Annotated in this window: 25 protein-coding genes, 2 tRNA genes and 1 pseudogene; 12 read left to right on the forward strand and 16 right to left on the reverse strand. The window is 66.4% G+C overall.

The genetic code is table 11. From position 1 onward, the window contains the following. Both CHB69_RS20595 and CHB69_RS16870 read right to left on the reverse strand, forming a co-directional pair. Positions 1-162, reverse strand: a pseudogene (locus CHB69_RS20595) (glucose/galactose MFS transporter); the annotation flags it as partial. Positions 163-475: 313 nt separating this feature from the next. Further along, positions 476-1,447, reverse strand: coding sequence for an alpha/beta hydrolase (locus tag CHB69_RS16870; RefSeq protein ID WP_089217119.1), 972 nt, complete (start codon positions 1,445-1,447; stop codon positions 476-478). 282 nt (positions 1,448-1,729) lie between these two features. Between CHB69_RS16870 and CHB69_RS16875 the strand changes: the two genes are divergently transcribed. The 3 genes from CHB69_RS16875 to CHB69_RS16880 all read left to right on the forward strand — a co-directional run bounded on the left by CHB69_RS16875 (position 1,730) and on the right by CHB69_RS16880 (position 4,002). Then, complete coding sequence (locus tag CHB69_RS16875) at positions 1,730-2,473, forward strand: polysaccharide deacetylase family protein (protein WP_212541947.1); 744 nt, start codon at positions 1,730-1,732, stop codon at positions 2,471-2,473. Positions 2,474-2,649: 176 nt separating this feature from the next. Further along, positions 2,650-2,826: a hypothetical protein gene (locus tag CHB69_RS20285; RefSeq protein WP_170935618.1), complete on the forward strand. Its 177-nt coding sequence runs from the start codon at positions 2,650-2,652 to the stop codon at positions 2,824-2,826. A 3-nt stretch (positions 2,827-2,829) separates the two neighbouring features. Beyond that, positions 2,830-4,002, forward strand: a complete 1,173-nt coding sequence (locus CHB69_RS16880) for a serine hydrolase domain-containing protein (protein WP_089217120.1) — start codon at positions 2,830-2,832, stop codon at positions 4,000-4,002. A gap of 182 nt (positions 4,003-4,184) precedes the next feature. Here the strand turns inward: CHB69_RS16880 and CHB69_RS16885 are convergent. Beyond that, a tRNA-Ser gene (locus CHB69_RS16885) sits at positions 4,185-4,275 on the reverse strand. Between the two features lie 76 nt (positions 4,276-4,351). Between CHB69_RS16885 and CHB69_RS16890 the strand changes: the two genes are divergently transcribed. Next, on the forward strand, positions 4,352-5,347 hold the full coding sequence (locus tag CHB69_RS16890; RefSeq protein ID WP_089217121.1) for a peptidylprolyl isomerase: 996 nt from the start codon (positions 4,352-4,354) through the stop codon (positions 5,345-5,347). Then, positions 5,347-5,661 carry a DUF1905 domain-containing protein gene (locus CHB69_RS16895; RefSeq protein ID WP_089217122.1) on the forward strand — a complete coding sequence of 105 codons (315 nt, stop codon included), beginning with the start codon at positions 5,347-5,349 and terminating at the stop codon, positions 5,659-5,661. The genes CHB69_RS16890 and CHB69_RS16895 overlap by 1 nt, the downstream gene beginning before the upstream one ends. Here CHB69_RS16895 and CHB69_RS20290 read toward each other — a convergent pair. Continuing rightward, complete coding sequence (locus CHB69_RS20290; RefSeq protein ID WP_170935619.1) at positions 5,651-5,815, reverse strand: hypothetical protein; 165 nt, start codon at positions 5,813-5,815, stop codon at positions 5,651-5,653. The genes CHB69_RS16895 and CHB69_RS20290 overlap by 11 nt on opposite strands. A gap of 81 nt (positions 5,816-5,896) precedes the next feature. On the opposite strand from CHB69_RS20290, the gene CHB69_RS16905 reads away from it, so the two are divergent. Beyond that, positions 5,897-5,971: transfer RNA gene (locus tag CHB69_RS16905), tRNA-Thr, on the forward strand. Between the two features lie 136 nt (positions 5,972-6,107). Continuing rightward, the gene (locus tag CHB69_RS16910) at positions 6,108-7,196 is read left to right on the forward strand and encodes an AI-2E family transporter (protein ID WP_089217124.1); all 1,089 of its coding nucleotides are present in this window, start codon (positions 6,108-6,110) and stop codon (positions 7,194-7,196) included. Positions 7,197-7,202: 6 nt separating this feature from the next. Here CHB69_RS16910 and CHB69_RS16915 read toward each other — a convergent pair whose 3' ends face one another. Continuing rightward, the gene (locus CHB69_RS16915) at positions 7,203-8,081 is read right to left on the reverse strand and encodes a LysR substrate-binding domain-containing protein (protein WP_089217125.1); all 879 of its coding nucleotides are present in this window, start codon (positions 8,079-8,081) and stop codon (positions 7,203-7,205) included. Positions 8,082-8,229: 148 nt separating this feature from the next. Between CHB69_RS16915 and CHB69_RS16920 the strand changes: the two genes are divergently transcribed. Continuing rightward, positions 8,230-10,554 (forward strand): CDC48 family AAA ATPase, encoded by a 2,325-nt coding sequence (locus tag CHB69_RS16920; RefSeq protein ID WP_089217126.1) that lies wholly within the window; start codon positions 8,230-8,232, stop codon positions 10,552-10,554. Between the two features lie 45 nt (positions 10,555-10,599). Here the strand turns inward: CHB69_RS16920 and CHB69_RS16925 are convergent, their stop codons facing one another. Next, positions 10,600-11,862: an MFS transporter gene (locus CHB69_RS16925; RefSeq protein ID WP_089217174.1), complete on the reverse strand. Its 1,263-nt coding sequence runs from the start codon at positions 11,860-11,862 to the stop codon at positions 10,600-10,602. 187 nt (positions 11,863-12,049) lie between these two features. On the opposite strand from CHB69_RS16925, the gene CHB69_RS16930 reads away from it, so the two are divergent. Further along, the gene (locus CHB69_RS16930) at positions 12,050-12,688 is read left to right on the forward strand and encodes a class I SAM-dependent methyltransferase (protein WP_170935620.1); all 639 of its coding nucleotides are present in this window, start codon (positions 12,050-12,052) and stop codon (positions 12,686-12,688) included. On the opposite strand, the gene CHB69_RS16935 is transcribed toward CHB69_RS16930, so the two are convergent. After that, positions 12,689-13,882 carry a phospholipase D-like domain-containing protein gene (locus tag CHB69_RS16935; protein WP_089217176.1) on the reverse strand — a complete coding sequence of 398 codons (1,194 nt, stop codon included), beginning with the start codon at positions 13,880-13,882 and terminating at the stop codon, positions 12,689-12,691. Positions 13,883-14,016: 134 nt separating this feature from the next. On the opposite strand from CHB69_RS16935, the gene rpoZ reads away from it, so the two are divergent. Beyond that, on the forward strand, positions 14,017-14,361 hold the full coding sequence (rpoZ, locus tag CHB69_RS16940) for a DNA-directed RNA polymerase subunit omega (protein WP_089217127.1): 345 nt from the start codon (positions 14,017-14,019) through the stop codon (positions 14,359-14,361). Positions 14,362-14,415: 54 nt separating this feature from the next. On the opposite strand, the gene CHB69_RS16945 is transcribed toward rpoZ, so the two are convergent. From CHB69_RS16945 to pyrC, 9 genes are all read right to left on the reverse strand, one after another. Further along, positions 14,416-15,021, reverse strand: coding sequence for a DUF3800 domain-containing protein (locus tag CHB69_RS16945; RefSeq protein ID WP_089217128.1), 606 nt, complete (start codon positions 15,019-15,021; stop codon positions 14,416-14,418). A 19-nt stretch (positions 15,022-15,040) separates the two neighbouring features. After that, positions 15,041-15,364 (reverse strand): hypothetical protein, encoded by a 324-nt coding sequence (locus tag CHB69_RS16950; protein WP_245836908.1) that lies wholly within the window; start codon positions 15,362-15,364, stop codon positions 15,041-15,043. A gap of 79 nt (positions 15,365-15,443) precedes the next feature. Then, positions 15,444-17,387: an ATP-dependent zinc metalloprotease FtsH gene (gene ftsH / locus CHB69_RS16955; protein ID WP_089217130.1), complete on the reverse strand. Its 1,944-nt coding sequence runs from the start codon at positions 17,385-17,387 to the stop codon at positions 15,444-15,446. 79 nt (positions 17,388-17,466) lie between these two features. Continuing rightward, positions 17,467-18,465, reverse strand: coding sequence for a tRNA lysidine(34) synthetase TilS (gene tilS, locus CHB69_RS16960; RefSeq protein WP_245836910.1), 999 nt, complete (start codon positions 18,463-18,465; stop codon positions 17,467-17,469). Next, positions 18,428-19,342 (reverse strand): tol-pal system YbgF family protein, encoded by a 915-nt coding sequence (locus CHB69_RS16965; protein ID WP_089217132.1) that lies wholly within the window; start codon positions 19,340-19,342, stop codon positions 18,428-18,430. The genes tilS and CHB69_RS16965 overlap by 38 nt, the downstream gene beginning before the upstream one ends. Positions 19,343-19,457: 115 nt before the next feature. Further along, positions 19,458-20,300, reverse strand: a complete 843-nt coding sequence (locus tag CHB69_RS16970; protein ID WP_089217133.1) for a helix-turn-helix domain-containing protein — start codon at positions 20,298-20,300, stop codon at positions 19,458-19,460. A 145-nt stretch (positions 20,301-20,445) separates the two neighbouring features. Beyond that, positions 20,446-21,747, reverse strand: a complete 1,302-nt coding sequence (gene hslU, locus CHB69_RS16975) for an ATP-dependent protease ATPase subunit HslU (protein WP_089217134.1) — start codon at positions 21,745-21,747, stop codon at positions 20,446-20,448. A gap of 5 nt (positions 21,748-21,752) precedes the next feature. Further along, complete coding sequence (hslV, locus tag CHB69_RS16980; RefSeq protein ID WP_089217135.1) at positions 21,753-22,313, reverse strand: ATP-dependent protease subunit HslV; 561 nt, start codon at positions 22,311-22,313, stop codon at positions 21,753-21,755. Between the two features lie 273 nt (positions 22,314-22,586). Beyond that, positions 22,587-23,612: a dihydroorotase gene (gene pyrC / locus CHB69_RS16985; RefSeq protein ID WP_089217136.1), complete on the reverse strand. Its 1,026-nt coding sequence runs from the start codon at positions 23,610-23,612 to the stop codon at positions 22,587-22,589. Between the two features lie 59 nt (positions 23,613-23,671). On the opposite strand from pyrC, the gene ygfZ reads away from it, so the two are divergent. Together ygfZ and CHB69_RS16995 are read left to right on the forward strand one after the other, a co-directional pair. Further along, on the forward strand, positions 23,672-24,400 hold the full coding sequence (ygfZ, locus tag CHB69_RS16990; protein WP_089217137.1) for a CAF17-like 4Fe-4S cluster assembly/insertion protein YgfZ: 729 nt from the start codon (positions 23,672-23,674) through the stop codon (positions 24,398-24,400). 31 nt (positions 24,401-24,431) lie between these two features. After that, positions 24,432-25,049 carry a hypothetical protein gene (locus CHB69_RS16995; RefSeq protein WP_141134042.1) on the forward strand — a complete coding sequence of 206 codons (618 nt, stop codon included), beginning with the start codon at positions 24,432-24,434 and terminating at the stop codon, positions 25,047-25,049.

Consider the following 25,049-nt stretch of genomic DNA (forward strand, 5'->3'; position numbering starts at 1 on the left):
GCTGCGCAGATGAGGAAGCAGCGTGTTGTTGATGACCGTGATGAACCCCCACATGAAAAAGAGGCTCGCAAGCAGAGCAAGCGGCCTTCCGTAGCCGCCGGATTTACGGTGCGGCGGAGCGGCGACAGGGGTTGCGTGGGAAACTGGGGGCAAGCGGCTCATCCTCTCTCGAATCTCATTTGTATGAGTATATACCCCGTGTCGATCGGTCAATATTCGGATTGTGTCCGATCCATGCGGACTGCACCAGCCGACACGTTGATCCGCCACCACGACCGACCCTGTCAATCCGCCGGGCTTCCGGGCTCATTTTCCATCCCAAGGGCCATGATCCGTTCGGCATTGCCCGCAGGCAGAGAACGTCCCGCGCGGCTTCGCCGCAGCCATGCCCGTCCACGACCTGCCTGCCATTCGAGCCACATCTCCGCGCGGCCGACGATCCCGCCGAGCTCCAACCTGCCGCCGCGTCAGGCGGTCAGCCCAGCGATTGCGGAAAAACTCCGTGACGGGCGCCGAAAGCGGCGAAGAGCCCGGGCCAGGCAGATACGGGTTCGCTCGCAGGCGGGTGTACACCGAAGCCGTGGCCGCCCCGGTCGAAGATGTGGAGTGCGACAGGGCGCGCCTTGGCCTGCATTGCCCCGAACAAGGCGATGCTGTTGGCGGGCGGCACCACCTGGTCGTCGGCCGCATGTACCAGGAATGTGGGCGGCATATCCTCCGTGACCCGAAGCTCTACCGATCGTGCCCGCCGTGCCGCCTCCGTCGCGTCGGGGCCGAGCAGCGCGTCGCGCGAACCCGCGTGGGTGAACGACGCGTCGAGGCTGACCACCGGATAGATTAGTCCGGCAATATCGGGCCGCGCCGAAAGGCGGTCGGCTTCGTCAACCCGCGCATAGACGGATTCGGCATGACGCGCCGCCAGCGACCCGGCCAGATGGCCGCCGGCCGAAAAGCCGAGCACCGCGACGCGATCCGGCAGGATCCCGAACTGGCGTGCCCGGGACCGGATCAGCCGCATCGCGCGCTGGGCGTCCTGCAGCGGCACGTCCTCGCGATGCTGCCATCCTTCGTGCGGCAGGCGATAGAGGAGAATGAACGCGGTGATGCCGCGCGCGTTGAGCCAGTCGGCCTGACTGGTTCCCTCATTGTCATAGGCTTCGAACCAATAGCTTCCGCCGGGAATCAGCAGAACCGCGGCACCGTTGGGCTTCGCGGGCCGCCGGACCACCAGCGTCGGCCGGTCGATCCCCCTGATCCAGCGGTCGGGATTGCTCGGGTCGTGCGACTGATCGTCGATCTTGCGGACGATGGGCACGCCGGTTGCGCCGGGCGGCGTACCGGGCCACAGTTCGACGACTTCATCGCCGGGAGTCGACAGCGCTGGACGCGGCGCCGCGGCGATGGCGATTCCGGCCCCCAGGACCGCACGACGGCTGACGTTCGACATTCCCCCCAATTCTCCCGCTGCAAACATTGACTTTGTCGGCTCCGTCAATGGCCGAATGATTTGTATGAGTATATCTTGAGCCCGCCGGTCGTCAATAGATCGGCGTCGGTGGCCGGCGGCAAGGGTTTGCTGAGCCGTGAATCGCGCCGAACGCAGCCACCGATCGCGTATATTGTCTTAGTTTTTCCCATCCGCTAGAGGGGCTCTCAAAGCAGGACATCGGGGGAGGCATCGGTGCGGTCGGCAACACTTCTATCGCGGGTCGCTTCAATTCTGATCGGGATGGCGCTGACGGCGGCCCCGGCAGAGGCGCGGCAATGGCCCGGCGGCAAACAGGCGGCCGTGGTGCTGACCTATGACGATGCCTTGCCCTCCGATCTCGATATTGCCATTCCCGCGCTGGATGCGGCCGGCCTGAAAGGGACGTTTTTCCTGATCGGCAATGCACTGCTACCGGAACAGATCGCGCGCTGGCGGGCCGCTGCGGCCGAAGGCCACGAGCTTGGAAACCACACTATTCGCCACGCCTGCCCGCAGACCAATTATCCGCCGGCGAGGAAGCTCGACACCAGCGAAGCCTATGACGTCCCGATGATGCTTGCCGAAATCCGGACGATGAACACCATGCTGACGGCGATCGACGGGAAGTTGCAACACAGCTTCGCCACGCCTTGCGGTCAGCATCTGGCCGGCGGTGTGGACTATCTCCCCGAACTGCGCGCCAGCGGACTGGTGCGCTATACCCGCAGCGCGGGCTGGCCGGGCGGCGAGGATCCCATGGATGTGCCGTGCCGCTGGTTCGACGAAAAGGCGACAGGCGCCGATATGATCGCCGCGGTCAAAAGTGCCGAAGAGGCCGGCGACCTGTTGGTTCTCGGCTTTCACGGAGTCGGCGGCGATTATTTGAAGGTATCCGCCGAGGCGCACGCGCAGCTCCTCGCTTATCTAAAGGACCATTCCGACACCATCTGGGTTGCGCCGTTTTCGACGGTCATGGATTACGTCACCAGCCACCCCGAAGGCTAGGGCGGATCGACATTCAGCTCTGGCGGCCTGCAAATGGCGTCTTTCCGCGCTTCCGGTGCTCATGTGCAGAAAGCACGCTGCGCGCCGGGTCACGGAAAACCGATGGGGCCATGCGGCATTGGAGCGTGGCGGGCCGCGACTGATAGTGATGAGCACTATGTCTGCGCTGTAGCACTATGATTGGCCGCGTTCACTCTCAAGAACCTGACGCCATATTTGAGATAATCGGCGATCACTGGCAAGGGCCGCTGCGGGGCTGCGCCTTCGAAGATTTGCTGACGCAGGAACTGGAGCCTGACGGTCACAATCTGGTCGATGGCGACGAAGAACGGGAAACCACAATCAAGGGCTGACGCATGCAAACGATTTCGATGATTGTTCAAAACAGGCGGTGGTTCAACTACCTCGTATTGTCCGCCGCGCTCTTGGCCACTGGCTGCGCGGGCGAGCACGTAGCGGCGAAGGATCTTGGCGCGGACATTGATGAGGTCGCCGCAACTCTGATCGAACAGCCGTTGCTCCACTCGACCTCGATCGGAGTCGTATATCGGGGCAAGGAATTCATCCGTCATCGCGGCGACATGGAAGCCGGGAAGCCAAGCCCTCCGACCGATGCAACCCTTTACGAAATCGGTTCGCTGAGCAAGACCCTGGCGGGAACCCTGATGGCAAAAGCTGTCTTGGAGCACAGGCTGGATTTGGACGACGATGTCCGGATATATCTGCCCGGGGACTATCCGAACCTGCAGTACAAGGGCGATCCCATCCGCATCCGTCACTTGCTGTCGCATACGAGCGGCCTGCCGAACATGTTGCCGGACCGCGCGAACACGGTGCTGGAGGACTTCACGGATCAGCGTACACCCCACGAACTCAATGCCATTTACGCGCGCTATACCAAGGCGGATTTCTTCAGGGATCTGCACGCTGTCAAGATTCGCCAGGCGCCTGGAAAGAATTACGCGTACTCCAGTACCGGAACCGAGCTGGCGGCACATATTCTGGAAGCGGTTTACAAGCGCGACTACGAGTCGCTGTTACGCGGGTTCTTTCAAGATTCTGCGGCTATAAGCGGCCTCAGAATCCGGCTGAACGAGGCGGAGGCGACGCGGCTTGCGGTCGGCTATCACAGCGACAACGCGGTACCGACAACGCCAATGCCGCAGTTGCCCTGGGGCGCATCTGGAAACGTAAAGGCGACTGCCCCGGAAATGGTGAAGTACCTCAAATTCCAGTTGGCCGGTGGGCCTGTCGTGACGGAATCGCATCATGCCCTCGTCGAATTCGATTCCGAGTTCAGCATCGGCTATTTCTGGAACATCGTCAGCGGCGACCACTTGAAGGGCGTTTACTATGCGCATCATGGTGGCGTGCCCCGTTCCCAGTCCTACATCTACATCATGCCGAAGTACGATCTTGGCATATTCGTCATCACCAACCAAAGCGGCGACCAAACTGCACGCGCCATGGAGACAGCGATAAATACGCTGGTCGAGAGAATTGCCGCGCGAGAGAATGCCGCTCGTTAGGGTATGTCCCGACAGCGTAGACAGGTCTGGGCCCCATCGAACTCCGGCGTAGACCGTCCCCACACCGCCGTTCTCATATTGTTCGGCCTTAGCGTTGTCTGGCGTACCATCCACGCTATGCCCTCCCTTTGAGCGATAGCCGCGGCGCGCGTTCGCGCGTTCCCGCGCATCATAGCGTAAAATGGCGGAGCGGGAGGGATTCGAACCCTCGATACGGTTTTGCCGTATACTCACTTTCCAGGCGAGCGCCTTCGACCACTCGGCCACCGCTCCGCATCTGCTCTGGAAGGGGCGCCCTAATCGCTTGGCGGGGGTTTCGCAAGCCGGTTGGGCGTGGCAGACAGGCGCGATGAGACAACTGCTTCTCGCCGCGACCGCAGCCGCCGCGCTTTTGCTTCCCGTCCATGCCGAAGAGGCGGCGCCCGCGCCGTCACCGGGGGAAATTGTCGAAGCCGCAGCGGCGGGGGAGTGGGTGCGCATCGCGCCTTCGGACCTGCTGGTGATGGATCTCGCCCCCGATGCGGCGGGCAAGCCGCGGCGCGTCATCATCCAGCTGATGCCGCCGCCGTTCAGCCAGGGCTGGATCGGCAATATCCGCAAGCTCGCCGCGGCGCACTGGTGGGACGGCACCGCGGTGACGCGGGTGCAGGACAATTATGTCGCGCAATGGGGCGATCCCGATGGCGAGGACGCAGCGAAAGCGAAGCCGCTGCCGGACGGCTTGGCGATGGTGCCGGAGAGCGAGTATCGGACACAATGGATCGAGTTGAAATACGACAAGTCCATGAAGCCGTTGCTTGAAAAGTGGAGTGAAGGCGGATCGGCCGAGACCGGGCCGCGATCGGCCGATGTTGGCCCCGATAATTATGCTGCTGCATATTTGTTCGACCGTGGCTGGCCGCTGGCGACTGATGAAGACTATGAATGGCCTGTCCACTGCTACGGCATGGTCGGCGTCGGCCGCAACCTGTCGCCCGACACCGGCTCGGGGGCGGAGCTCTATGCGGTCATCGGTCACGCGCCGCGCCATCTCGACCGCAATATCGCGCTGATCGGGCGCGTCGTGAGCGGGATCGAACATCTGTCGAGCCTGCCGCGCGGCACCGGTCCGCTCGGCTTCTATGCCGACCCCGCGCAGCGCGTGCCGATCGCCTCGGTCCGGCTCGCGAGCGACCTCCCCGAAGTCGGGCGGCCGGCGTTCGAATATCTGTCGACCGAGAGCGACAGCTTCGCGCGCTATGCCGACGCGCGCGCCAACCGCCGCGACCCCTTCTTCATCCGCCCCGCCGGCGGCGCCGACATCTGCAATATCCCGGTGCCGGTGCGCGCGGTGGGGGCGAAATAGTGGAGAGCGTCGCCGTCACCACCCCGCTGTGGCGCTGGACGTCCAGCGCTGGCCCGGCGGCGTGGTATTTCCTGACCATTGCGGGCGAAGCGGCCGACGCGATTCGGCTTGCGGCGATCTCCGGGCAATGGCTCGACGGGCGGCGCGGCTTCGGATCGGCGCGGGTCGAGGCGCGGATCGGCGATACCGTTTGGAAGACCTCGGTGTTTCCGCATCGCGAGAGCGGCGGCTGGCTGCTGCCGGTCAAGGCGGCGGTGCGCAAGGCCGAGGGGTTGGTGGAGGACGAGCCGGTGACCGTGACGGTCAGTCTTTAGGCGGCGCCTCGGCCCTGGCTTCGCGCGCCTGTGCCTTGCGCTTGCGCAGATTGGCGCGCAGCGCTTCCGCGAGGCGGCGTTCGCGTTCGAGGTCGGCGGGGGAGGGCGGCTTGCTCACGCCGCCGTCATTCTCGCGAAATCTCGGCTTCGTCAAGCCTCGCACCTTGACAGCGGCAAGGCGCGCCGCCATAGGCCGCGCCTGCCCCGCGGCGATCCGCCCGCGGCCGGCCGGAACGCTGCTGTAGCTCAGTGGTAGAGCGCACCCTTGGTAAGGGTGAGGTCGAGAGTTCAATCCTCTCCAGCAGCACCATTTCGCACACCCCTCCTTCGAAAACGCCGGCATGGCGCGCGTTTCGCGGCGGTGATTTGCGCGCTTTACGGCGCGCCGCGCGCCGGGTTAAGGACGGGGGCGGGCGCCTCATGCGCCGGGCAGGGAAAGCAGGGGCATGAAGGACAGCGGCTATCCGCCGGTCACCAACGATCGCTGGGCCTTCATGGCGATATTGATCGCGGTATCGGCAGCCTTCGCCTGGATTTTGCTGCCGTTTCTCGCCGCGATCCTGTGGGCGGTCATCGCCGCGATCCTTTTCACGCCCATCTATACGCGGCTGCTCGGAAAAATGCCGCGGCGCCCGAGTTCGGCGGCGCTGCTGACGCTGTTGCTGATCGTCGCGCTGGTGATCGTGCCCGCCGCGATCCTGACCATGGCGCTCGTCGGCGAAGCCACCGCCATCTATGACCGTATCCAGTCGGGCGACATCGACCCGGCGCAGATCGTCGCGACCTTTCGCGCGGCCATGCCTTCGTGGGTGACCGGCTTCCTGCACAATCTGGGTATCGACAATCTGGCGGAGGTGCGCACGAGCTTTGGCGCGGGCGCCGCGGACGGCGTCCGCGCAGTTCTGGGCCAGGCGCTGCAAATCGGGCAGAGCCTGTTCGGCCTGCTCCTCAAGCTCAGCGTGATGCTCTATCTCGCCTTTTTCCTGATCCGCGACGGAGAAGGCCTGAAACGGCGCGTTGCGGCCGCGGTGCCGCTGCGCAGCGACCATCTCCACCGCCTCGTCGAGCGCTTCATTGTCGTCGTGCGCGCGACGATCAAGGGAACGATCGTGGTCGCGATCCTGCAGGGCCTGCTCGGAGGCCTCATCCTGTGGGCGCTCGGCATCGAAGCGCCGCTGCTGTGGGGCGTGCTGATGGGCGCGGCGTCGCTGATCCCGGCGGTGGGCACCGGGCTCGTCTGGGTGCCGATGGCGCTCTATCTCTTCTTTACCGGCAGCTTCTGGCAGGGGGCGGTGCTCGTGTTCTGCGGGCTGTTCGTGATCGGCATGGTCGACAATGTGCTGCGCCCGGTCCTCGTCGGCCGCGAGACGCGTATTCCCGACTATGTGGTGCTGATCACGACGCTGGGCGGGCTGCAGCTGTTCGGCTTTCACGGCATCGTTATCGGCCCGGTGGTCGCGGCGATGTTCATCGCGGTGTGGGATATTGCGACCGATATGCGCAGCGAGGCGCTGGGGGCGCCGCCGCCCGTCTGAAACCGGTCAGATGCGCGCGTCGAGCAGCCAGTCGTGGAACAGCTTCACCGCCGGCTGGCGCAGCGCGCGCGGGCGGCAGACGAACCAATAGCTGTACGGGCTGTCGACGTCGAAATCGAACAGGCGGACGAGGCGGCCGTCCTGCGCGTCGTCGAAATGATGGCCGTGCATGAAGGCGACGCCGATCCCCTGCGCTGCGGCTTCGAGCATCAGCGGCCCCGAATCGAAGAAGTCGATTCCCGCGGGCTCGAGATAGGGCATACCGACGGCATTTTTCCATTCGGCGAAGGTTTCGGGCATCTCGCGGTGGAGCAGGATCGTCATCCGCTGGAGCTGTTCGGGCACGGTAATCGGCCGGTCGCCGTCGGTGAGGTCCTTCGACGCGATCGGGAAGACCTTGTCCTGGTCGAGCCGCGCCGCATAGAGTGCGGGGTCGATCGCGCGCGCGAGCGCGATCGCGGCGTCGATCCCTTCGCCGAGCCGCGCCTCGCCGTGCGACAAAGTGTCGATGTCGATATGCAGTTCGGGATGCTGGCGCCGCAGCGCAGGCAGACGCGGGAAGAGCCGCTGCTGTGCGAACAGCGGCAATACGTTCAAATGCAGGCGCAGCGAGGCGTCGGGGCTGCCGACATTGGCGATCACGCTGCGCAGTTCGTCGAGGATCGGCGCGAGCTGATCCTGCAGCGCGCGTCCCGCTTCGGTCAGCCGCAGTCCGTGGTGGTGGCGGTTGAACAGCGGGCGCCCGACGGCATGTTCGAGCGTCTGGATGCGCCGCGACAGCGCGGGCATCGACAGGCCGAGCTCGCTCGCCGCCGCCTTCACCGTACCGTGGCGCGCGACTTCCAGAAAGGTTTCCATGCTGCTGAGGGGAGGGAGGCGTGCCATGATCGTTGCGCCAATGATGACATGACACCGCGCGCCGCGCCAGATACTTTTGTGCAGTGCGGCATGGATTGCGCTTACGCCGGGGGCTCGAAAAGAGGGAACGCGTTCCCTATCTTCGGCATTCTGACTATTTTGCGGGAGACACGCCTTGGCCGATGCACCGGTGAAAGAAAAGCAAGTCAAGCTGCAGGTTGCGAATGCCAGGGCCGAGGAAAGCGGCGGCGGCATTGCGCGCATCCCGCGCGCGGCGATGGCCGAACTCGGCGTGACCGAGGGCGACGCGATCCAGATCACCGGCAAGCGCGAGACCGTGTCGCGCGTGATGGCGCCCTATGCCGAGGATGAGGGGCTGAACGTCGTTCGCCTCGACGGGTTGCTGCGCGCCAATGCCGGGGCGGGCGCGGGCGACATGGTGGCGCTGAGCCGCGTCGAAACGCGCCCCGCGACGCGCGTCGTCTTTGCCCCGGCGCAGCAGAATCTGCGCCTCCAGGGCTCGGCGATGGCATTGAAGCGCAGCTTTTTCGGCCGTCCGCTGCTCGCCGGCGACACGGTGGCGACCGCGGGACAGCAGCGGCTTCCCGCGGGCGACATGCCGCCGCAGCTGCGCCAGATGCTCAATGCGCCGGCCTATGCGCTTGCCGAAGTGCGCCTGATCGTCGTGTCGGCGGCGCCCAAGGGTGCCGTCTTCATCGACGAAAATACCGAGGTCGAGCTGCTTTCCGAATATCAGGAACCGCACGACGCGCGGCGCACCGACGTCACCTATGACGATCTCGGCGGGCTCGGCGAGACGATCGACCAGCTGCGCGAGATGGTCGAGCTGCCGCTGCGCTACCCCGAACTGTTCCGCCGCCTCGGCGTCGATCCGCCGCGCGGCGTGCTGCTGCACGGCCCGCCGGGAACCGGCAAGACGCGGCTCGCGCGCGCGGTCGCGAACGAAAGCGACGCGCAATTCTTCCTGATCAACGGGCCGGAAATCATGGGCAGCGCCTATGGCGAGTCCGAAAAGCGCTTGCGCGAAATCTTCGAGCAGGCGGCGAAGGCGGCGCCGTCGATCCTGTTCATCGACGAGATCGATTCGATCGCGCCCAAGCGCGGACAGGTGACGGGCGAGGCCGAAAAGCGCCTCGTTGCGCAGCTTCTGACATTGATGGACGGGCTCGAGCCGCGCACCAACTTGGTGGTCATCGCCGCGACCAACCGTCCCGACGCGGTTGACGAGGCGCTGCGGCGTCCGGGCCGCTTCGACCGCGAGATCGTGATCGGCGTTCCCGACGAAAAGGGGCGGCGCGAGATACTCGGCATCCATACGCGCGGCATGCCGCTCGGCGCCGATGTCGATCTGGACGAGCTTGCGCGGACGACCTTCGGCTTCGTCGGGGCCGACGTCGCGGCGCTGACGCGCGAGGCGGCGATCGAGGCGGTGCGGCGGATCATGCCCAAGCTCAACCTCGAAGAGGGAACGATCCCGCCCGAAGTGCTTGAAGAGTTGAGCGTCACGCGCGACGATTTCCTGAACGCGCTGAAGCGCGTCCAGCCTTCGGCGATGCGCGAGGTGATGGTGCAGGCGCCGACGACACGCTGGAGCGACATCGGCGGCCTCGACGCGGCGCGCGACAAGATGATCGAGGGCATCGAGCTGCCCTTGAAGCATCCCGAGGCGTTCCGGCGGCTCGGCATCCGGCCGGCCAAGGGGTTTTTGCTCTATGGCCCGCCGGGAACCGGGAAGACCCTGCTTGCGAAGGCGGCGGCGCGCGAGTCCGACGCCAATTTCATCGCGATCAAATCGTCGGACCTGCTCTCGAAATGGTATGGCGAGAGCGAGCAACAGATCGCGCGGCTGTTCGCGCGGGCACGGGCGGTGGCGCCGACGATCGTCTTCATCGACGAACTCGACAGCCTGGTCCCGGCGCGCGGCGGCTCGGCGGGCGAGCCGCAGGTGACCGAGCGCGTCGTCAACACGATTCTCGCCGAGATGGACGGGATCGAGGAGATGCAGTCGGTCGTGGTGATCGGCGCGACCAACCGGCCGAATCTGATCGACCCCGCGCTGCTGCGTCCGGGGCGGCTCGACGAGCTGATCTATGTCACCGTGCCCGACGCGGGCGGGCGCAAGCGCATTTTGGAAATCCACACCGGTAAGATGCCGCTGGCGGAGGATGTCGATCTCGACGCGCTCGCGACGCGGACCGACCGCTTCACCGGCGCGGATCTGGAAGATCTGGTTCGCCGCGCGGGCCTCGCGGCGCTCAAGCGCTCGATGCGGAGCGACAGTGTGACGATGGCCGATTTCGAAGCCGCGCTGAAGGATACCCGCGCCTCGGTGACCGAAGCGATGGAGCGCGACTATGAAAAGATTCAGGGCGAGATCAAGCAGAACGCGATGAGTGTCAATCCGATCGGCTTCTTCGCGCCGGGGATGCTGAAGCCCGTCCGCGACCAGAAGCATGGCGAGGATGAGGCGAAGGACTGAGCGAATCCAATCCCTCCCCTTCAGGGGAGGGGCTTGATTCCGCTTTTAGCTTGCGAGCGGACTCTGCCGCAGCGCCGACCAGCCCCACAGCACGAGCCAGACGCAAAAGCCCGCCATCAGTCCATAGGCGACCATCGCGTGCCAGTTATAGAGCAGCACTCCGATCGCCGGCGAGACGATATAGGCCGATCCGTTGATCGAGGCGGTCATCCCCGCGACCGCGCCCTGGTCGCGCCGCGGCACCGACAGCGATGCGCCCGCGGTGAAGCCGGGGCGGAACAGGCCGAAGCCGAGCGACGCGGTGGCAAAGCCGATGACGATCGCGTGCAGGTCCTGCGACAGCCCCGTCATCACCGTGCCGATCGCGCCGAGCGCGGCGCCGACGAGCACCGTCGTGCGCGGCGTCAGCTTGAGCAGCGGAATGAGGCCCCATTGCGCGAGCAGGGTGGCAAAGGCGCCCGCCATCAGCACGATGCCGGTGATCGCGGCGCCCTCGTCGGGATTGGATCGGAGATGCAGCCGGTCGAGGATCAGAAAGCCGATCACGCCGAGCATCATCGCCTGCGCCTGGCCGCCGAGGAGGCCGGCTAGCAGCCACGGCCGCGCGCGCTGGTCCGACCAGCGCAGCGGCGCGTGCGGCGCGTCGTCGGCTTCTTCCTCGTCGTCGCTGCGCGCCGGGTCGGTGGTGCCCGAGGTGGGGTAGGGAGCGATCGAGCCGCGCGCGGCAAAGCGCGGCGTGTCGTTGGGCAGCCGCCAGCGCAGCATCACGAGCACGAAGAGGCCGATCAGCGCAAAGACGATCAGCGGTCCCGACAGGCCGAGGATCGGCAGGATGAAAAAGGGCGCGACCGCGGGACCGATCACCGTGCCGAGGCCGAAGGAGGAGGAGACGAGCGACAGCGCCTGCGTGCGCTCGTCGGGGTCGGTGCGCGCGGCGACATAGGCCTGTACCGCGGGCGGCGCCGCCGAACCGAGCGAGCCATAGAGGCTGCGGAAAAGCGCGAAGAGGATGAAGGTCGGCCCCGCGGCGACCCATCCCGACAGGCCGGCCCATAGCGTCAATCCGCACAAGGCCATCGAGGCGAGGAAGCCGACGATGCCGAGCGCCATCAGCGCCTTGCGTCCGCGCTTGTCCGACTGGCGCGCCCAGTGCGGCGCGGTGAGCACCCAGAGCAGCGCCGACCAACTGAACGCCAGGCTGACCCAGACGTCGGGAATGTGCAGCTTGGCGCCGATCGCGGGCAGGATCGACTGCATCGCGGTGTTGCCCGCCGCGGCGACCAGCATGATCGCAAAGAGAACGGCCATGCGGTCGGCGGGAATCGAGCGCGATATCGTCGACAAATTCGCTTCCCCCTTTTGCCACCGGCCATCGCGGACCTGCCTCTCCCTACAGCCGGGGGCGCCGCTGTCCAGCGTCAAGCCCATATCTTTTCTTGCGCGACAGCCTGCTTTTTGCCACGCCATCCCGAACCGCAACAACGCGAAAGCCATCATGACCAATCCGCGGGCGCAGGCCCAAGAATCGAAGATCGCGACATCCCGCCGGATGCGCGAGCGGTTGAAGCGCTTTTTCGGACCGTGGGGCATGTTCGTCCGCGGCTTTATCAAGCACCCGGTCATGGTGGGGTCGATCGTCCCCTCGTCGCCGACGCTGATCCGCCACATGCTGGGGCCGGTGGACTGGAAAAGGACGAAGCTGTTCGTCGAATATGGCCCCGGCGTCGGTACTTTCTGCCGCCCGGTGCTCGAACATCTGCCGGGCGACGCGACGCTGATCGCGATCGACACCAACGCGGATTTCATCGACTATCTGAACAAGGATATTCGCGACAGCCGCTTCATCGCGGTCCACGGATCGGCCACCGACGTCGAATCGATCATCGCCGCACATGGTTTCGAACATGCCGATTATGTGCTGTCGGGCCTGCCCTTTTCGACGCTCCCCGCCGGCGTCGGCCCGGCGATCGCCGCCGCGACGCACCGCGTGCTGCGCCCCGGCGGTGCCTTTCTGGTCTATCAGTTCCGCGCTCGTGCGCGCGATTTCCTCGCCAGGCATTTCAAGCGCATCGACAATGCGTTCGAATGGGTCAACGTCCCGCCCTGTTTCCTCTTCTGGGGCTGGAAGGACTGATCAGACGGCTTCGAGATCGGGTTCGGCGAGGCCGAAATTGAGCCGCCGCGACACCGTATAATCGGCGACGCCGACCACGAACCAGGCGAGCGTCCAGCGCAGCCGGGTGAGCAGGCCCGCGCGCGCCTTGTGCGACTCCTTCGTCACGATCTCGCATTCGCCTTCCAGGCTGGCGACGAAGTCGCGCATACGCGCGGCGAATTCGGCGTCGGCGATCCGCAGCATGATCTCGACGTTCACGAACAGGCTGCGCGCATCGAAATTGGCCGAGCCGACATAGGTGACATCGTCGATGATGATCAGCTTCATATGCAGCTTGCACGGCCGATATTCCCACACATCGGCCTGTTTCCTGAGCAGATAGCCATAGAGGAGGCGCGAGGCGCCGATCGTCGCGGCATTGTCCGACTTCGCCGCCATCACGAAGCGGGCGCGGCCGCGGCGGGCGACGCGGCCCAGGCGGCGCAGCATCCCCTGACCGGGCGAGAAATAGGCCATCGCCATGTCGAGCCGGCTCGCGCGGTCGAGGTCGCGGCGCACCGCGCGCGCCCAGGGGGAAAGCCGCTGCGTCGGGCCGCCGACGAGCCAGGTGAGCGCCCCGTTCTCGACCGGCCATTCGCGGATCAGCCGGCGCAGAATCAACAGTTTGCCGTCATCGCCGGTCGTATAGGCGTGAAGTTCGGCGAACCAGCGCACCGCCTGCGCGACGCTCGGCCCTTCGACGATCAGGCCGAGGTCGAACCAGCAGTCGCGGCGCGGCGGACTGAGATATTGTTCGGAAATGTTGAAGCCGCCCGTGATCGCTATCCGCTCGTCGATCAGGATCAGCTTCTGGTGATTGCGGATCAGATAGCTCGACCGCCAGCGGCGCGAAAAGAAGAGGATTTCGCCGCCGGCGGAGCGGAGCGGCGCAAACAGCGCGTCGGGCGTGTCCGACGAGCCGAAGCTGTCGATCACGGCGCGGATGCGCACCCCACGCTGCGCGGCGGCGAGCAGGCGCGCGACGATCTCGCGCCCCGCGCTGTCGTCGTCGAAAATATACATCACGATGTCGATGCTGCGTGCCGCGCCGTCGATCAGCGCGCGAAGGCGGTCGAGCCGGGCGGCGCCGTCGAAGATCAGCTCGAGATCGTGACCGGCAACGCTCGCCTGTATCGGGTCGTGCGGGCAGGCCGAAGCCGCTGGGTTCGTCATCGCGCCCTGCATAGGCCGCGCGGCTTGCGCGGGGCAAGGGTGGCACTTACATTGACAATCCCGGCCTCCGCTGCTAGCGCGCAGCGCTTGCAAGCCGCCGCCTTGGCCGGCCTCTCCCGCAACAAGGAATTACCATGGCCCGCGTTACCGTCGAAGATTGTGTCGACAAAGTTCCCAACCGCTTCGATCTGGTCCTGCTGTCCGCGCACCGCGCCCGCGAAATTTCGGGCGGATCGGAGCTGACGATCGACCGCGACCGCGACAAGAATCCCGTCGTCGCGCTGCGCGAGATCGCCGAGCAGACGGTGAAGCCGCAGGATCTGGGCGATTCGCTCGTTGGTTCGCTGCAAAAGGTGGTCGTCGACGACGACGATACGCCCGACGAAATCAGCTCGATCAGCCGCTCGGCCGAAGCGCTCCGCCTTACCGCCGCGGCGCCGCCGCGCAGCCCGGCGAGCGCCGGTCCCGATTTCGACTGATCGCTGGCACAAGTCATCACCAAAGGGCCGCGGTAAACCGCGGCCCTTTTTGTGTCAGGCGACCCGGGTGAGTTCGGCGACGCGGATCGCGCGCGACGCGAGCATCGGTTCGAGGATGATGCCGATCCGCCGCGCGCGCGGCGAATGGGCGGCGATGTTGTAGAGGCTGTTCGCAACGACATCGGCGATCTGCACACCCTCGCTGCGCCGGCTGTCGGCGAGCGACGCGGTGCCCCAGCCCGCGAGCCCGGCCTGGATCGCGTCGCGCACCCGCGCGAGGATCACCGGATCGTAACGGCCGTCGTCGATCACGACGTCCGAGCACACACCTCCGGTTTCGGGAAGCCAATGGCCGACCGCGCTGTCGAGCAGCGCAGCATAGAGTTCGAGGTCGGTGATCGTCGAACCGTCGGCGGGCGGCATCAGCTTCGCGGTCTCGGCGCTTGCCACCCAGGCGCGGCCGCCGGCGCGATCGAAGAGTTCGAGCAGATAGGCGCGTTCGGTCAAGCTGATCCGGCTACCCTTGAGTTCGCCGCGAAGGCCGGTCACGGCGCGGAATCGTGCGTGGATCGAGGCGGCGGTCTCCGGCGTGAGCATCACCGCGGCAAAGGTCATCGCGCCGGCGTTGAGTCCGCCCGATTCGTCGCAATAGATCGTCATTATATGCGCTTATCGGGCATCAGGACGGGCAGGGATAGCGTTTCTTCATCAGCGCATCGAAGGCGGCATAGAGCGACAATTTGCTGCGGATGCGTGCGGGGTAGCTGTTGAGATGTGCGAGCCATTCCTCGGGAGTGAGGCTTCCCGTTTCGGGCGGGCAGCTCGTCGTCGGGCGTCCGGCGCTGCGCTGCGCGTCGATCCGCGCCTTGTAGCGTTTCGCGGTCGCGATCACTTCATTCTTCAGCTGATAGGCTTCGGGGGTCGCCGCCGCGAGCGGGCCGAGCCGCATGATATTGTTCGCGCGCGCAAGAAAGGTGGCGACGCTCATGTCGCCGGGCGCCATGCCGCAGAGCAGGAGCCCCGCCAGCAGGGCAGGGGCAATCCGTGCGCGGCCGCCCGGACCTGCCCCCCTATGCAAAATGTCAGGCGCCCTGCGGGTTGGCGCCGCCGAAGGGACGCGGCTTGCGCTTGATCTGCGGCAGGCCGCCGGCGTGGCCCTGAACGGGGTTCGCGGCCTTGCCATGATCGTCGTCGCGGCCGATGTCCTCGCCGGCGATCGCGCGCTTCGCTTCTTCGCCCGACAGCGTCTCATATTCGAGCAGCGCGCCGGCGAGCAGGTGCAGTTCGTCGAGATGGTCGGTGAGCACCTTGCGCGCGGTCGCTTCGCCTTCCTCGACGAGGCGGCGGACCTCGGCGTCGATCAGCTTGGCCGTCTCTTCGGACATATTCTGCGCGCGCGAGACGCTGTGGCCGAGAAACACCTCGTCCTGATTGTCGCGATAGCGCAGCCAGCCCAGTTTTTCCGACATGCCATATTCCATGACCATCGAGCGCGCCATGTCGGTCGCCTGCTGGATGTCGTTCGACGCGCCGGTGTTGAGCTCGTCCTGGCCATAGATGAGCTGTTCGGCGATGCGGCCGCCGAAGCAGAGCGCGAGCCGCGCCTTCATCTGCTTCATGCTCATCGAATAGCGGTCGCGCTCGGGCAGGTTCCACGTCACGCCCAGCGCGCGCCCGCGCGGAATGATCGTGACCTTGTGCAAGGGGTCGTTACCTTCGACGTGAAGCGAGACGAGCGCATGGCCGGCTTCGTGATAGGCGGTCGCCTTCTTCTCGTCCTCGGTCATCACCATCGAGCGGCGTTCGGCGCCCATCAGCACCTTGTCCTTGGCTTCCTCGAACTCGTTCGAGGCGATCAGGCGCTTGCCCTTGCGCGCGGCGAGCAGCGCCGCCTCGTTCGCCAGGTTGGCGAGGTCGGCGCCCGAGAAGCCGGGCGTTCCGCGCGCGATACGGCGCAGGTCGACGTCGGGCGCGAGCGGCTTCTTGCGCGTATGGACCTCGAGAATCTTCTGGCGGCCCTCGATGTCGGGGCGCGGCACGACGACCTGGCGGTCGAAGCGGCCCGGACGCAGAAGCGCCGGGTCGAGCACGTCGGGGCGGTTGGTCGCCGCGACGATGATGATCCCCTCATTGGCCTCGAACCCGTCCATTTCGACGAGCAGCTGGTTGAGCGTCTGTTCGCGCTCGTCGTTGCCGTTGCCGAGGCCCGCGCCGCGGTGACGGCCGACCGCGTCGATCTCGTCGATGAAGACGATGCACGGCGCGTTGCGCTTCGCCTGTTCGAACATGTCGCGGACGCGGCTGGCGCCGACGCCGACGAACATTTCGACGAAGTCCGAACCCGAAATGGTGAAGAAGGGGACGCCCGCTTCGCCCGCAATCGCGCGCGCGAGCAGCGTCTTGCCGGTGCCGGGCGAGCCGACGAGCAGCGCCCCCTTCGGAATCTGGCCGCCGAGCTTCGAGAATTTGCTGGGGTCCTTCAGGAATTCGACGATTTCCTGCAATTCCTCGCGTGCCTCGTCGATACCCGCGACATCGTCGAAGGTCACGCGGCCCTGCTTTTCGGTGAGCATCTTCGCGCGCGACTTGCCGAAGCCCATCGCGCCCGAACCATTGTTCTTCTGCACCTGGCGGAAGACGAAGAAGGCAATGCCGAGGATCAGCAGGAAGGGCAGCGATTGGACGAGCAGATACATCCAGAAATTGGGCACTTCGGCGGGCTTGCCGTCATATTTGACGCCATTGTCGTTGAGCAGCTTCAAAAGCTCGGGATCGCGCACGACATTGGCGGTGAAATGATCGCCGTTGGACAGCTCGCCGGTGACGCGATCATCGGAAAGCACGACCTGCTTGACGCTGCCTTCCTCGACCTTTTGCCGGAACTCGGAATAGGCGAGCGCATTCCCCGCCGGCTGCGCGGCGCCGCCGAACATCGAGGCGACGAGGAGCATGGCAAGCAAAATGCCGCTCCAGATCATCACGCTCTTCATCCAGGGGTTGCCCTGCGGTTCCTTGTCGTCCTGCATGCGAATCTTTCCAATCGTCGCGCAAAGTCGCGACTCCTGGTCTCAAGATAGGGGGTCGGGGTTAAATGACAATGAGGCCTTATGGCCCAGGCGCCCTTTTTCGCCGAGGTGCGGCCGAAATGCGCCACATCGACCCGTTTCCGCCGCCTTGCGCCGCGTCGATCAGCAGCGCCCCGACCATCGCGCGCCGCCCGCTCTTCATCGCCGCGATCACCCCGTCGAGCGTGTGGCCGCGCAGTGCGAGCCGCTGATCGTTCGCCTGAAGCCGCCGCACGACGATGCGGCGGAAGAGTTCGGCGGGATAGCCGTGGTCACGGATCACGGCCCGGTCGCGCGCGTCGGGCCAGCTGGCGATCGCGGCCTCGACCGCCCAGTCGATCGCGGCGTCGGCTTCGGCGAGATTGACGGCCGCCCGCGCGGCGGCTTGCGGGTCGATGATCGCCTGCGATTTCAAAGCCTTGCGAAGCCGTGCCCGATCGAAGCGGGTGTCGCTGTTCGACGGATCGTCGACGATCGGCAGGTCGGCGTCGAGCGCGAGCGCGACCAGCTCGTCGCGCCGCCAGCCGAGCAAGGGGCGGAGCACCGCGCCGTTGCGCGCACGCACTCCGGCGAGCCCGCCGACCCCGCTGCTGCGGTTCAGGCGCATGATCATCGTTTCGAGCTGGTCGTCGGCGTGGTGTGCGGTGACGATATGATCGAGCGCATGGGCCGCGCGCCACTGGTCGAGCAGCCGATAGCGTTCGGTTCGCGCCGCGGCCTGGAGCGAGCCCGAGATTGGCCGGGCGGGATGCAGGATGCTGTGCGGAATATGCTCGCGCGCGCAGAAGCCCGCGACCATGCGCGCTTCATCGGCCGATTCGGCGCGCAGGCCGTGATCGACCGTCGCCGCCCGGACCTGGCCGGGCAGCAGCGAGATCATCAACCAGAGCAGAGCCATGCTGTCGGGACCGCCCGACACCGCAACGCCGTAATGCGCCCGCTGCCAGCCGGGGCCGGCGACGGCGGCGAGGCCGGCGGCGAAGCGCTCGACCGCGTCGCGCTCAGCAGCCGGCTTTTGCTTTTGCCGCGGCGGCATCATTGCGGACATCCTGCGGGGCCTTGTCGCCATAGACGTCGTCGAGCTCGCGGAAGGCCTTGCACGCGTCGGCCTTGCGCCCGAGCCTGTCGAGCGCGACACCCATATACATCAGGCTGTGCGGAGCACGCGGCCCGCTCGGCCGGTCCTTGTAATTATTGTAGAAGGCGACCGCCGCCAGGCTCGGCTTGCCCTCGTCCAGATAGGCGCGGCCGAGCAGATTCTGCGCATAGCTCGCCCAATTATCCTTCGGCCATTTGGCGACGACCTGCTTGAGCTGCGCTTCGGCCTCGGGATAGAGTTTCGCGTCCCACAGCCGGTAGCCATAGGTATAGGCGTCCTCGACCGCGTTGCCGGTCGAGGGGATCTCGACCTTCTTGACGAGCGCGAGCCGGTCGGCGCCGCCCCCCGAGGCCGCGGGCTTCGCGGCCGGCTTGCTTGCCGGCGTCGCGGCGGCGACGGTGGGCTTCACCGCAGGCGCGAGACTCGCGGGCTCCGCACCAGTTGCCGCGGGCGCAAATCTCTTGTCCATTTCGGCCTTGTAGGCGGTGAACTGCTTTTCGAGTTCGCGCAGCTGATAGGCATTCTGCTCGGTCTGGCCGGTCAGCGTCCGAAGCTGCGCTTCGAGCGCATCGACGCGCGCGGTCAGGTCGATCACCGGAGCGGTGCCCTGCGCGCGCACGCCGGGTGTGTTGTCGGGGGCGATCTCGCCTTCGAAAAAGGCCGGGTTTCCGCCCGGGAACACGCTGCGCTGAACCGCGCGCATTTCCTTTTCGAGCCGCTCGACGCGCTTGTCGAGCGCGCCATCCTGCGCCTGCGCCGGCGAAGCGACCGCCATCAACGCCGCCGCGGCGGCTCCCCGCACCAAAATCTGTCGCATCTTTATCCTTTGTCAGTCCCACCCATTAACCATATCCGGTTCATAACGCGGGCGAGGGCGCGAGCCAAACCCCTTTCGGCGCCTTGCCTCGACAAAAAGGTCGATTGTGGAAGGATCAGCGCGCCGGGGTTGCCGCCGGGGCGCCGGCGCTGTCGTTGCCCTCGGCCCGCGCGAGCAGATCGGCGGGCTTCAGCGATATATTCTTGACCAGCGTGTCGGCGGGGCCGATCTGACCGACGTCGCGGCCCCCGACCGTCACCTTGATCGCCTGCGGGATGCTGGTGCGCAGCGTGAACTGTTCGATATAGGCGGGCGGCACTTCATAGGTTTCGCCGGGATCGAGCGTCCGCCAATTCTCGGTCTTGCCCGTCGCATCGTCGAAGCCGATCCATACTTCGGACAGGCCGGTCAGCACGACCGGCGCGTCCGCCGCCACCGGGCCGGGCGCGGGCTTGGTCGCCGCATCATCCGCAACGGTCGCCGGCGCTTCGGAGGCATCGGCGTCGCGGTTCTGCGCCGCGATCAGCGCGTCGTCGGGCTCGACCGACAGAAAGCGCCAGACGCCATAGGCCGAAACGAGCAGCGCGGCGACGATCGCCAGCGTCCAGGCGAGGCGGGCGGTCGGCAGACGCGCGGGGTCGGTCGGTTCATAGGCTTCATAGGCCGGACGCGCTGCATATTCGTCTTCTTCGAGCTCGCGGCGGACGGCGGCGCCGATCTCGGCCTCGGGCAGGTCGACCGCGCGGGCATAAGCGCGCGCGAAGCCGGTGACATAGGTGCGTCCCGGCAATTCGGAGAAATCGGACTTTTCGATCGCTTCGAGGTGGCGCTGGGTGATCCGTGTCCGCGACGCAACGTCGGCGAGCGACAAGCCGGCGGCCTCGCGCGCCAGCCGCAATTTGTCACCGGTGCGCGTAATCGCCAGTTCGCCCTGCTCGGCGACCTCTTCGTCTGCCATTCCTGTCTCCGTACCAGCCGCGTGCAACCCTTGGTGCGACCGTGCCGGACCATTCTTCGCACCGACGGTGCGGCCGAGTCAAATGAAGTTCGGCAAATGACGGATTGAAAAGGTGCCGGATCGCCAGCGACGGTCCGACGCGCGTTCAGAGCACATATTTGCTGAGGTCGGTGTCGCCCACGACGTCGGCGAGCTGGCGGTCGACATAGGCGGCATCGACGGTCAGCGTTTCGCCGCTGCGATCCTCGGCGGTGAAGCTGATGTCCTCGACCAGCCGCTCCATCATCGTCTGCAGCCGGCGGGCGCCGATATTCTCCACCGTTTCATTGACCTCGGCCGCGAGCTTCGCGACGCGTGCGATCGCGTCGGGCCGGAAGTCGACCGTGACGCCTTCGGTGCCGAGCAGCGCGGCATATTGTTCGGGAAGCCCCGCCTTCGTCTCGGTCAGGATGCGCACGAAATCCTCTTCGGTCAGCGCCCCCAATTCGACGCGGATCGGCAGGCGGCCCTGCAGTTCGGGGAGCAGGTCGGAGGGTTTGGCGACGTGGAAGGCGCCGCTCGCGATGAAGAGGACGTGATCGGTCTTCATCGGGCCATATTTGGTCGCAACGGTCGTGCCCTCGATCAGCGGCAACAGGTCGCGCTGCACGCCCTCGCGGCTCACCGACCCGCCGCGCACGTCGCTGACCGCGATCTTGTCGATCTCGTCGAGGAAGACGATCCCGTTCGCCTCGGCATCGGCGAGCGCGACGCGCGCGACATCGTCCTGGTCGAGGCGCTTGTCCTGTTCCTCCTCGATCAGCCGCGTCGCGGCTTCGTGAACGGTCAGCTTGCGGCGCTTCCTGGGCGGACCGCCCATCGCCTTGCCGAGCATGTCCGACAGGTTGATCATGCTCATCTGACCCGGCTGGCCGGGCAGCTCGAAGCTCATGCTCGGCGCGTCGGCGACCTCGATCTCGACTTCCTTGTCGTCGAGATGGCCCTCGCGGATGCGCTGGCGAAAGCTCTCGCGGGTCGCCTCGCTCGCGCCCTTGCCGGTCAGCGCGTCGAGCAGACGGTCCATCGCCGCCTCCTCGGCGGCACCGCGCACCGCCTCGCGCCGGCGGTCCTTTTCGAGGCGCACCGCCTCTTCGACCAGGTCGCGCGCGATCTGTTCGACGTCGCGGCCGACATAGCCGACTTCGGTGAATTTGGTGGCCTCGACCTTGATGAAGGGCGCGTCGGCGAGCTTGGCGAGGCGGCGCGAAATCTCGGTCTTGCCGCAGCCCGTGGGGCCGATCATCAGAATATTCTTGGGGCTCACCTCGTCGCGCAGATCGGGCGAAAGCTGCTGGCGGCGCCAGCGATTGCGCAGCGCGACGGCGACCGCGCGCTTCGCGGCGTCCTGGCCGATGATATGCGTGTCGAGCGCGGCGACGATCGCCTTCGGGGTCAAATCCTTGTTCATGGGGGTCAAGCCTGAATGTCGATGGTTTCGAGGGTGGTCTGATCGTTGGTATAGACGCAGATGTCGGCGGCGATCGCCATCGCCTTCTTCGCCAGCACCTCGGGGTCCTTTTCATAGTCGGCGAGCGCGCGCGCCGCCGACAGCGCATAATTGCCGCCCGATCCGATCGCGGCGATACCGCCCTGCGGTTCGAGCACGTCGCCATTGCCGGTGATGACCAGCGTTACATCCTTGTCGGCGACGATCATCATCGCCTCCAGATTCCTCAGATATTTGTCGGTGCGCCAGTCCTTCGCCAGTTCGACCGCGGCGCGCAAAAGCTGGCCGCCATGGCGTTCGAGCTTCGCTTCGAGCCGTTCGAAGAGGGTGAAGGCATCGGCGGTCGCGCCGGCAAAGCCGCCGATGACGCTGCCGTCGTGCAGGCGGCGCACCTTGCGGGCATTGGCCTTCATCACGGTCTGGCCCATCGAAACCTGTCCGTCGCCGATAACGACGACCTTTTCGGCGGTGCGGGCGGATAAGATGGTGGTGCCGTGCCACGGCGCGGCGCTGGTCTGTTCGCTCATGCCGCGCGATATGGGGCAGGGGGCTTGGCGCCGCAAGGGTGGGGCTTCATCCCTTCCCCATTCATGGGGCAGGGCAATCGCATATGCGAGCGACGGGACTTCTCCCCTCCCGCTTGCGGGAGGGGTTGGGGGTGGGCAGCGACGTCGCAACGGCCCACCCCGCTGCGACTAGCGAGCAAGCTCGCAAGTCTCGCTACCCCTCCCGCAAGCGGGAGGGGAAATATCGACGCGCGGCAATTTCACGTGCGATTGTATCAAGGGGCAGGAACGCCTTTAGATCACCAGCTTCCACCCCAGCGTTTCGCCCGCGTGGAAGGGAACGACCTCGCCGATGCGGTCGGGAACCTGCGTCTCGCCGCGTTCGAGAGTGATCGTGCCCTCGTTGAGCGGCAGGCCATAGAAGCGCGGGCCATGCTCGCTCGCGAAGCCCTCGAACTTGTCGAGCGCGCCGTCCGCGTCGAACGCCGCGACATAGGATTCGAGCGCATAGGGCGCATTGAAGATGCCGGCGCAGCCGCACGAAGCCTCCTTGGTATGGACCGCATGCGGAGCGCTGTCGGTGCCGAGGAAATATTTGGGCGAGCCTGAGGTCGCGGCGGCGCGGACCGCCAGACGGTGCTCCTCGCGCTTGGCGACGGGCAGGCAATAGGCGTGCGGGCGGATGCCGCCGACGAGCATCGCATTGCGGTTGATATGCAGATGCTGCGGCGTGATCGTTGCCGCGACGGTCGCGGGCGCATCGGCGACGAACTGCGCCGCCTCGGCGGTGGTGATATGCTCAAAGACGATCTTGAGCTCGGGCAGCCGCGCGACCAGCGGCGCGAGCGTGCGCTCGATGAACACCGCCTCGCGGTCGAAGATGTCGACGTGCGTGTCGGTAACTTCGCCGTGGATCAGAAGCGGCATGCCGATGTCGGCCATGCGCTCGAGCACGCCCATGATGTTCGCGACGTCGGTGACGCCGTGCGCGCTGCCCGTCGTCGCATGCGCGGGATAGAGCTTCGCCGCGGTGAACACGCCTTCCCGATGCCCGCGCGCCAGCTCGTCGGCGTCGCTATGGTCGGTCAGATAGGCGACGATCAGCGGGGTGAAGTCGAGTTCGGCAGGCACCGCCGCGACGATCCGCTCGCGATAGGCGATGCCCTCGGCGACGCTCGTGACCGGCGGCGACAGGTTCGGCATCACGATCGCGCGCGCGAACTGCCGTGCCGTATAAGGTGCGACATGCGTGAGCATCGCGCCGTCGCGCAGATGGACGTGCCAGTCGTCGGGGCGGCGGATGGTCAGGCGGTCGGTCATGGCGGGCCTTTGGGCAGATCGTGGCTTGGCTTTGGCTGGGGCGTCCCTAGATTATCGTCATGGCCAATACCACCCTCAACGATCGTGCTCTTGTCCGCCTGTCGGGCGAGGACGTCCGCGGCTTTCTGCAGGGACTCGTGACCAACGATGTGTCGGGCAGCCTGCCGGTGTGGGCGGGGCTGCTCACGCCGCAGGGCAAGGCGCTGTTCGATTTCCTGATCTGGGGGGACCGGGACGATCTGCTGATCGACTGCGAGCGCGACGCCGCCGACGATCTGGTCAAGCGGCTGACGCTCTATCGGCTGCGCCGCGCGATCACCATCGCACGCGACGACGGAATTGCCGTGCATTGGGCGCCCGAAGGCGACCTCGGCGAACCCGACCCGCGACTCGCGGCGCTCGGGCAGCGCTGGCTCGCCCCGGCCGATGAAAGCGAGGGCGTCGAGGCCGCGTGGCGCGCGCATCGGCTGGCGCAGGGGGTGACCGAAGGCCGCGCCGAACTCGGCGACGGCACGACGCTGTGGCTCGAATGCAATGCGATCGAACTGAACGGCGTCAGCTTTTCGAAGGGCTGCTATGTCGGACAGGAGAATACGGCGCGGATGAACTGGCGGCAGAAGGTCAATCGCCGGCTCGTCGTCGTGCCGATCGCCGATGCCGACGAGAAACGGCAGGTGATCGCCTATCCCGGCCTCGGCTGGTCGATCGAGCACCGCCGCGTCGAGGCGATCGACCCTGCAAAGGCGCCAGCCTGGCTGCGCGAGGGCCTTGCCATAACGGGGTCATGACGCGCGGTGCGTGCCGTGATAGGGTGCGGTCATGCGCCGATTTCACGCCCTTGCCGCGCTGGGCGCCGCGATGCTCGCGGTGCCCGCGCACGCGGCCTGCGACAGCGCGCCGCCGCCTGCCAAGGGCGGCGAGGGTGCGCCGATCGTCCCCGGCTATGAGCCCGGCCCCGAAACGCCGCCGTCGCCGCTCGTCGAACTCGCCGCCGATTCGCTCTGGCGCGCGCGCTTCGCCGCGGCGGCCGACGAATTGCTGCCCGCGCTGCTGTCGGGCGACGCTGCGCGCTGGCGGCCCTTGCTCGGCGGGCCGTGGCTGAACGAGGCCGACCGCGCCAAGGTCTCCGCCTTGCTCGCCGATCAATGCGGCCCCTTCATTCCGCTCGTTCAGGCGACGCGCCCGCCCGCCCGCCGGATATTCGGCTGGTCGGTGCCGAGCACCTATTCGCCCGCCGACCGCGCCGAGATCGCCGCGCGGCCCGAGGCCGAGGCGCTCGTCTGCTGGTCGGCGCAGCCGCCGGGCGAAGCGAGCTGGCCGCAGACGGCGGTGGAAGCGGACAATGCGCGCGGCCGCACCTATGCCTGCGCACGGATCGTCTATTCGGTGCGCGAGAGCCCACCGCAATGGCGCGCCTTCATCGAGGCGCCCGCTTAA

Source organism: Sphingopyxis indica (assembly GCF_900188185.1).
In the GTDB taxonomy this organism is placed as follows: domain Bacteria; phylum Pseudomonadota; class Alphaproteobacteria; order Sphingomonadales; family Sphingomonadaceae; genus Sphingopyxis; species Sphingopyxis indica.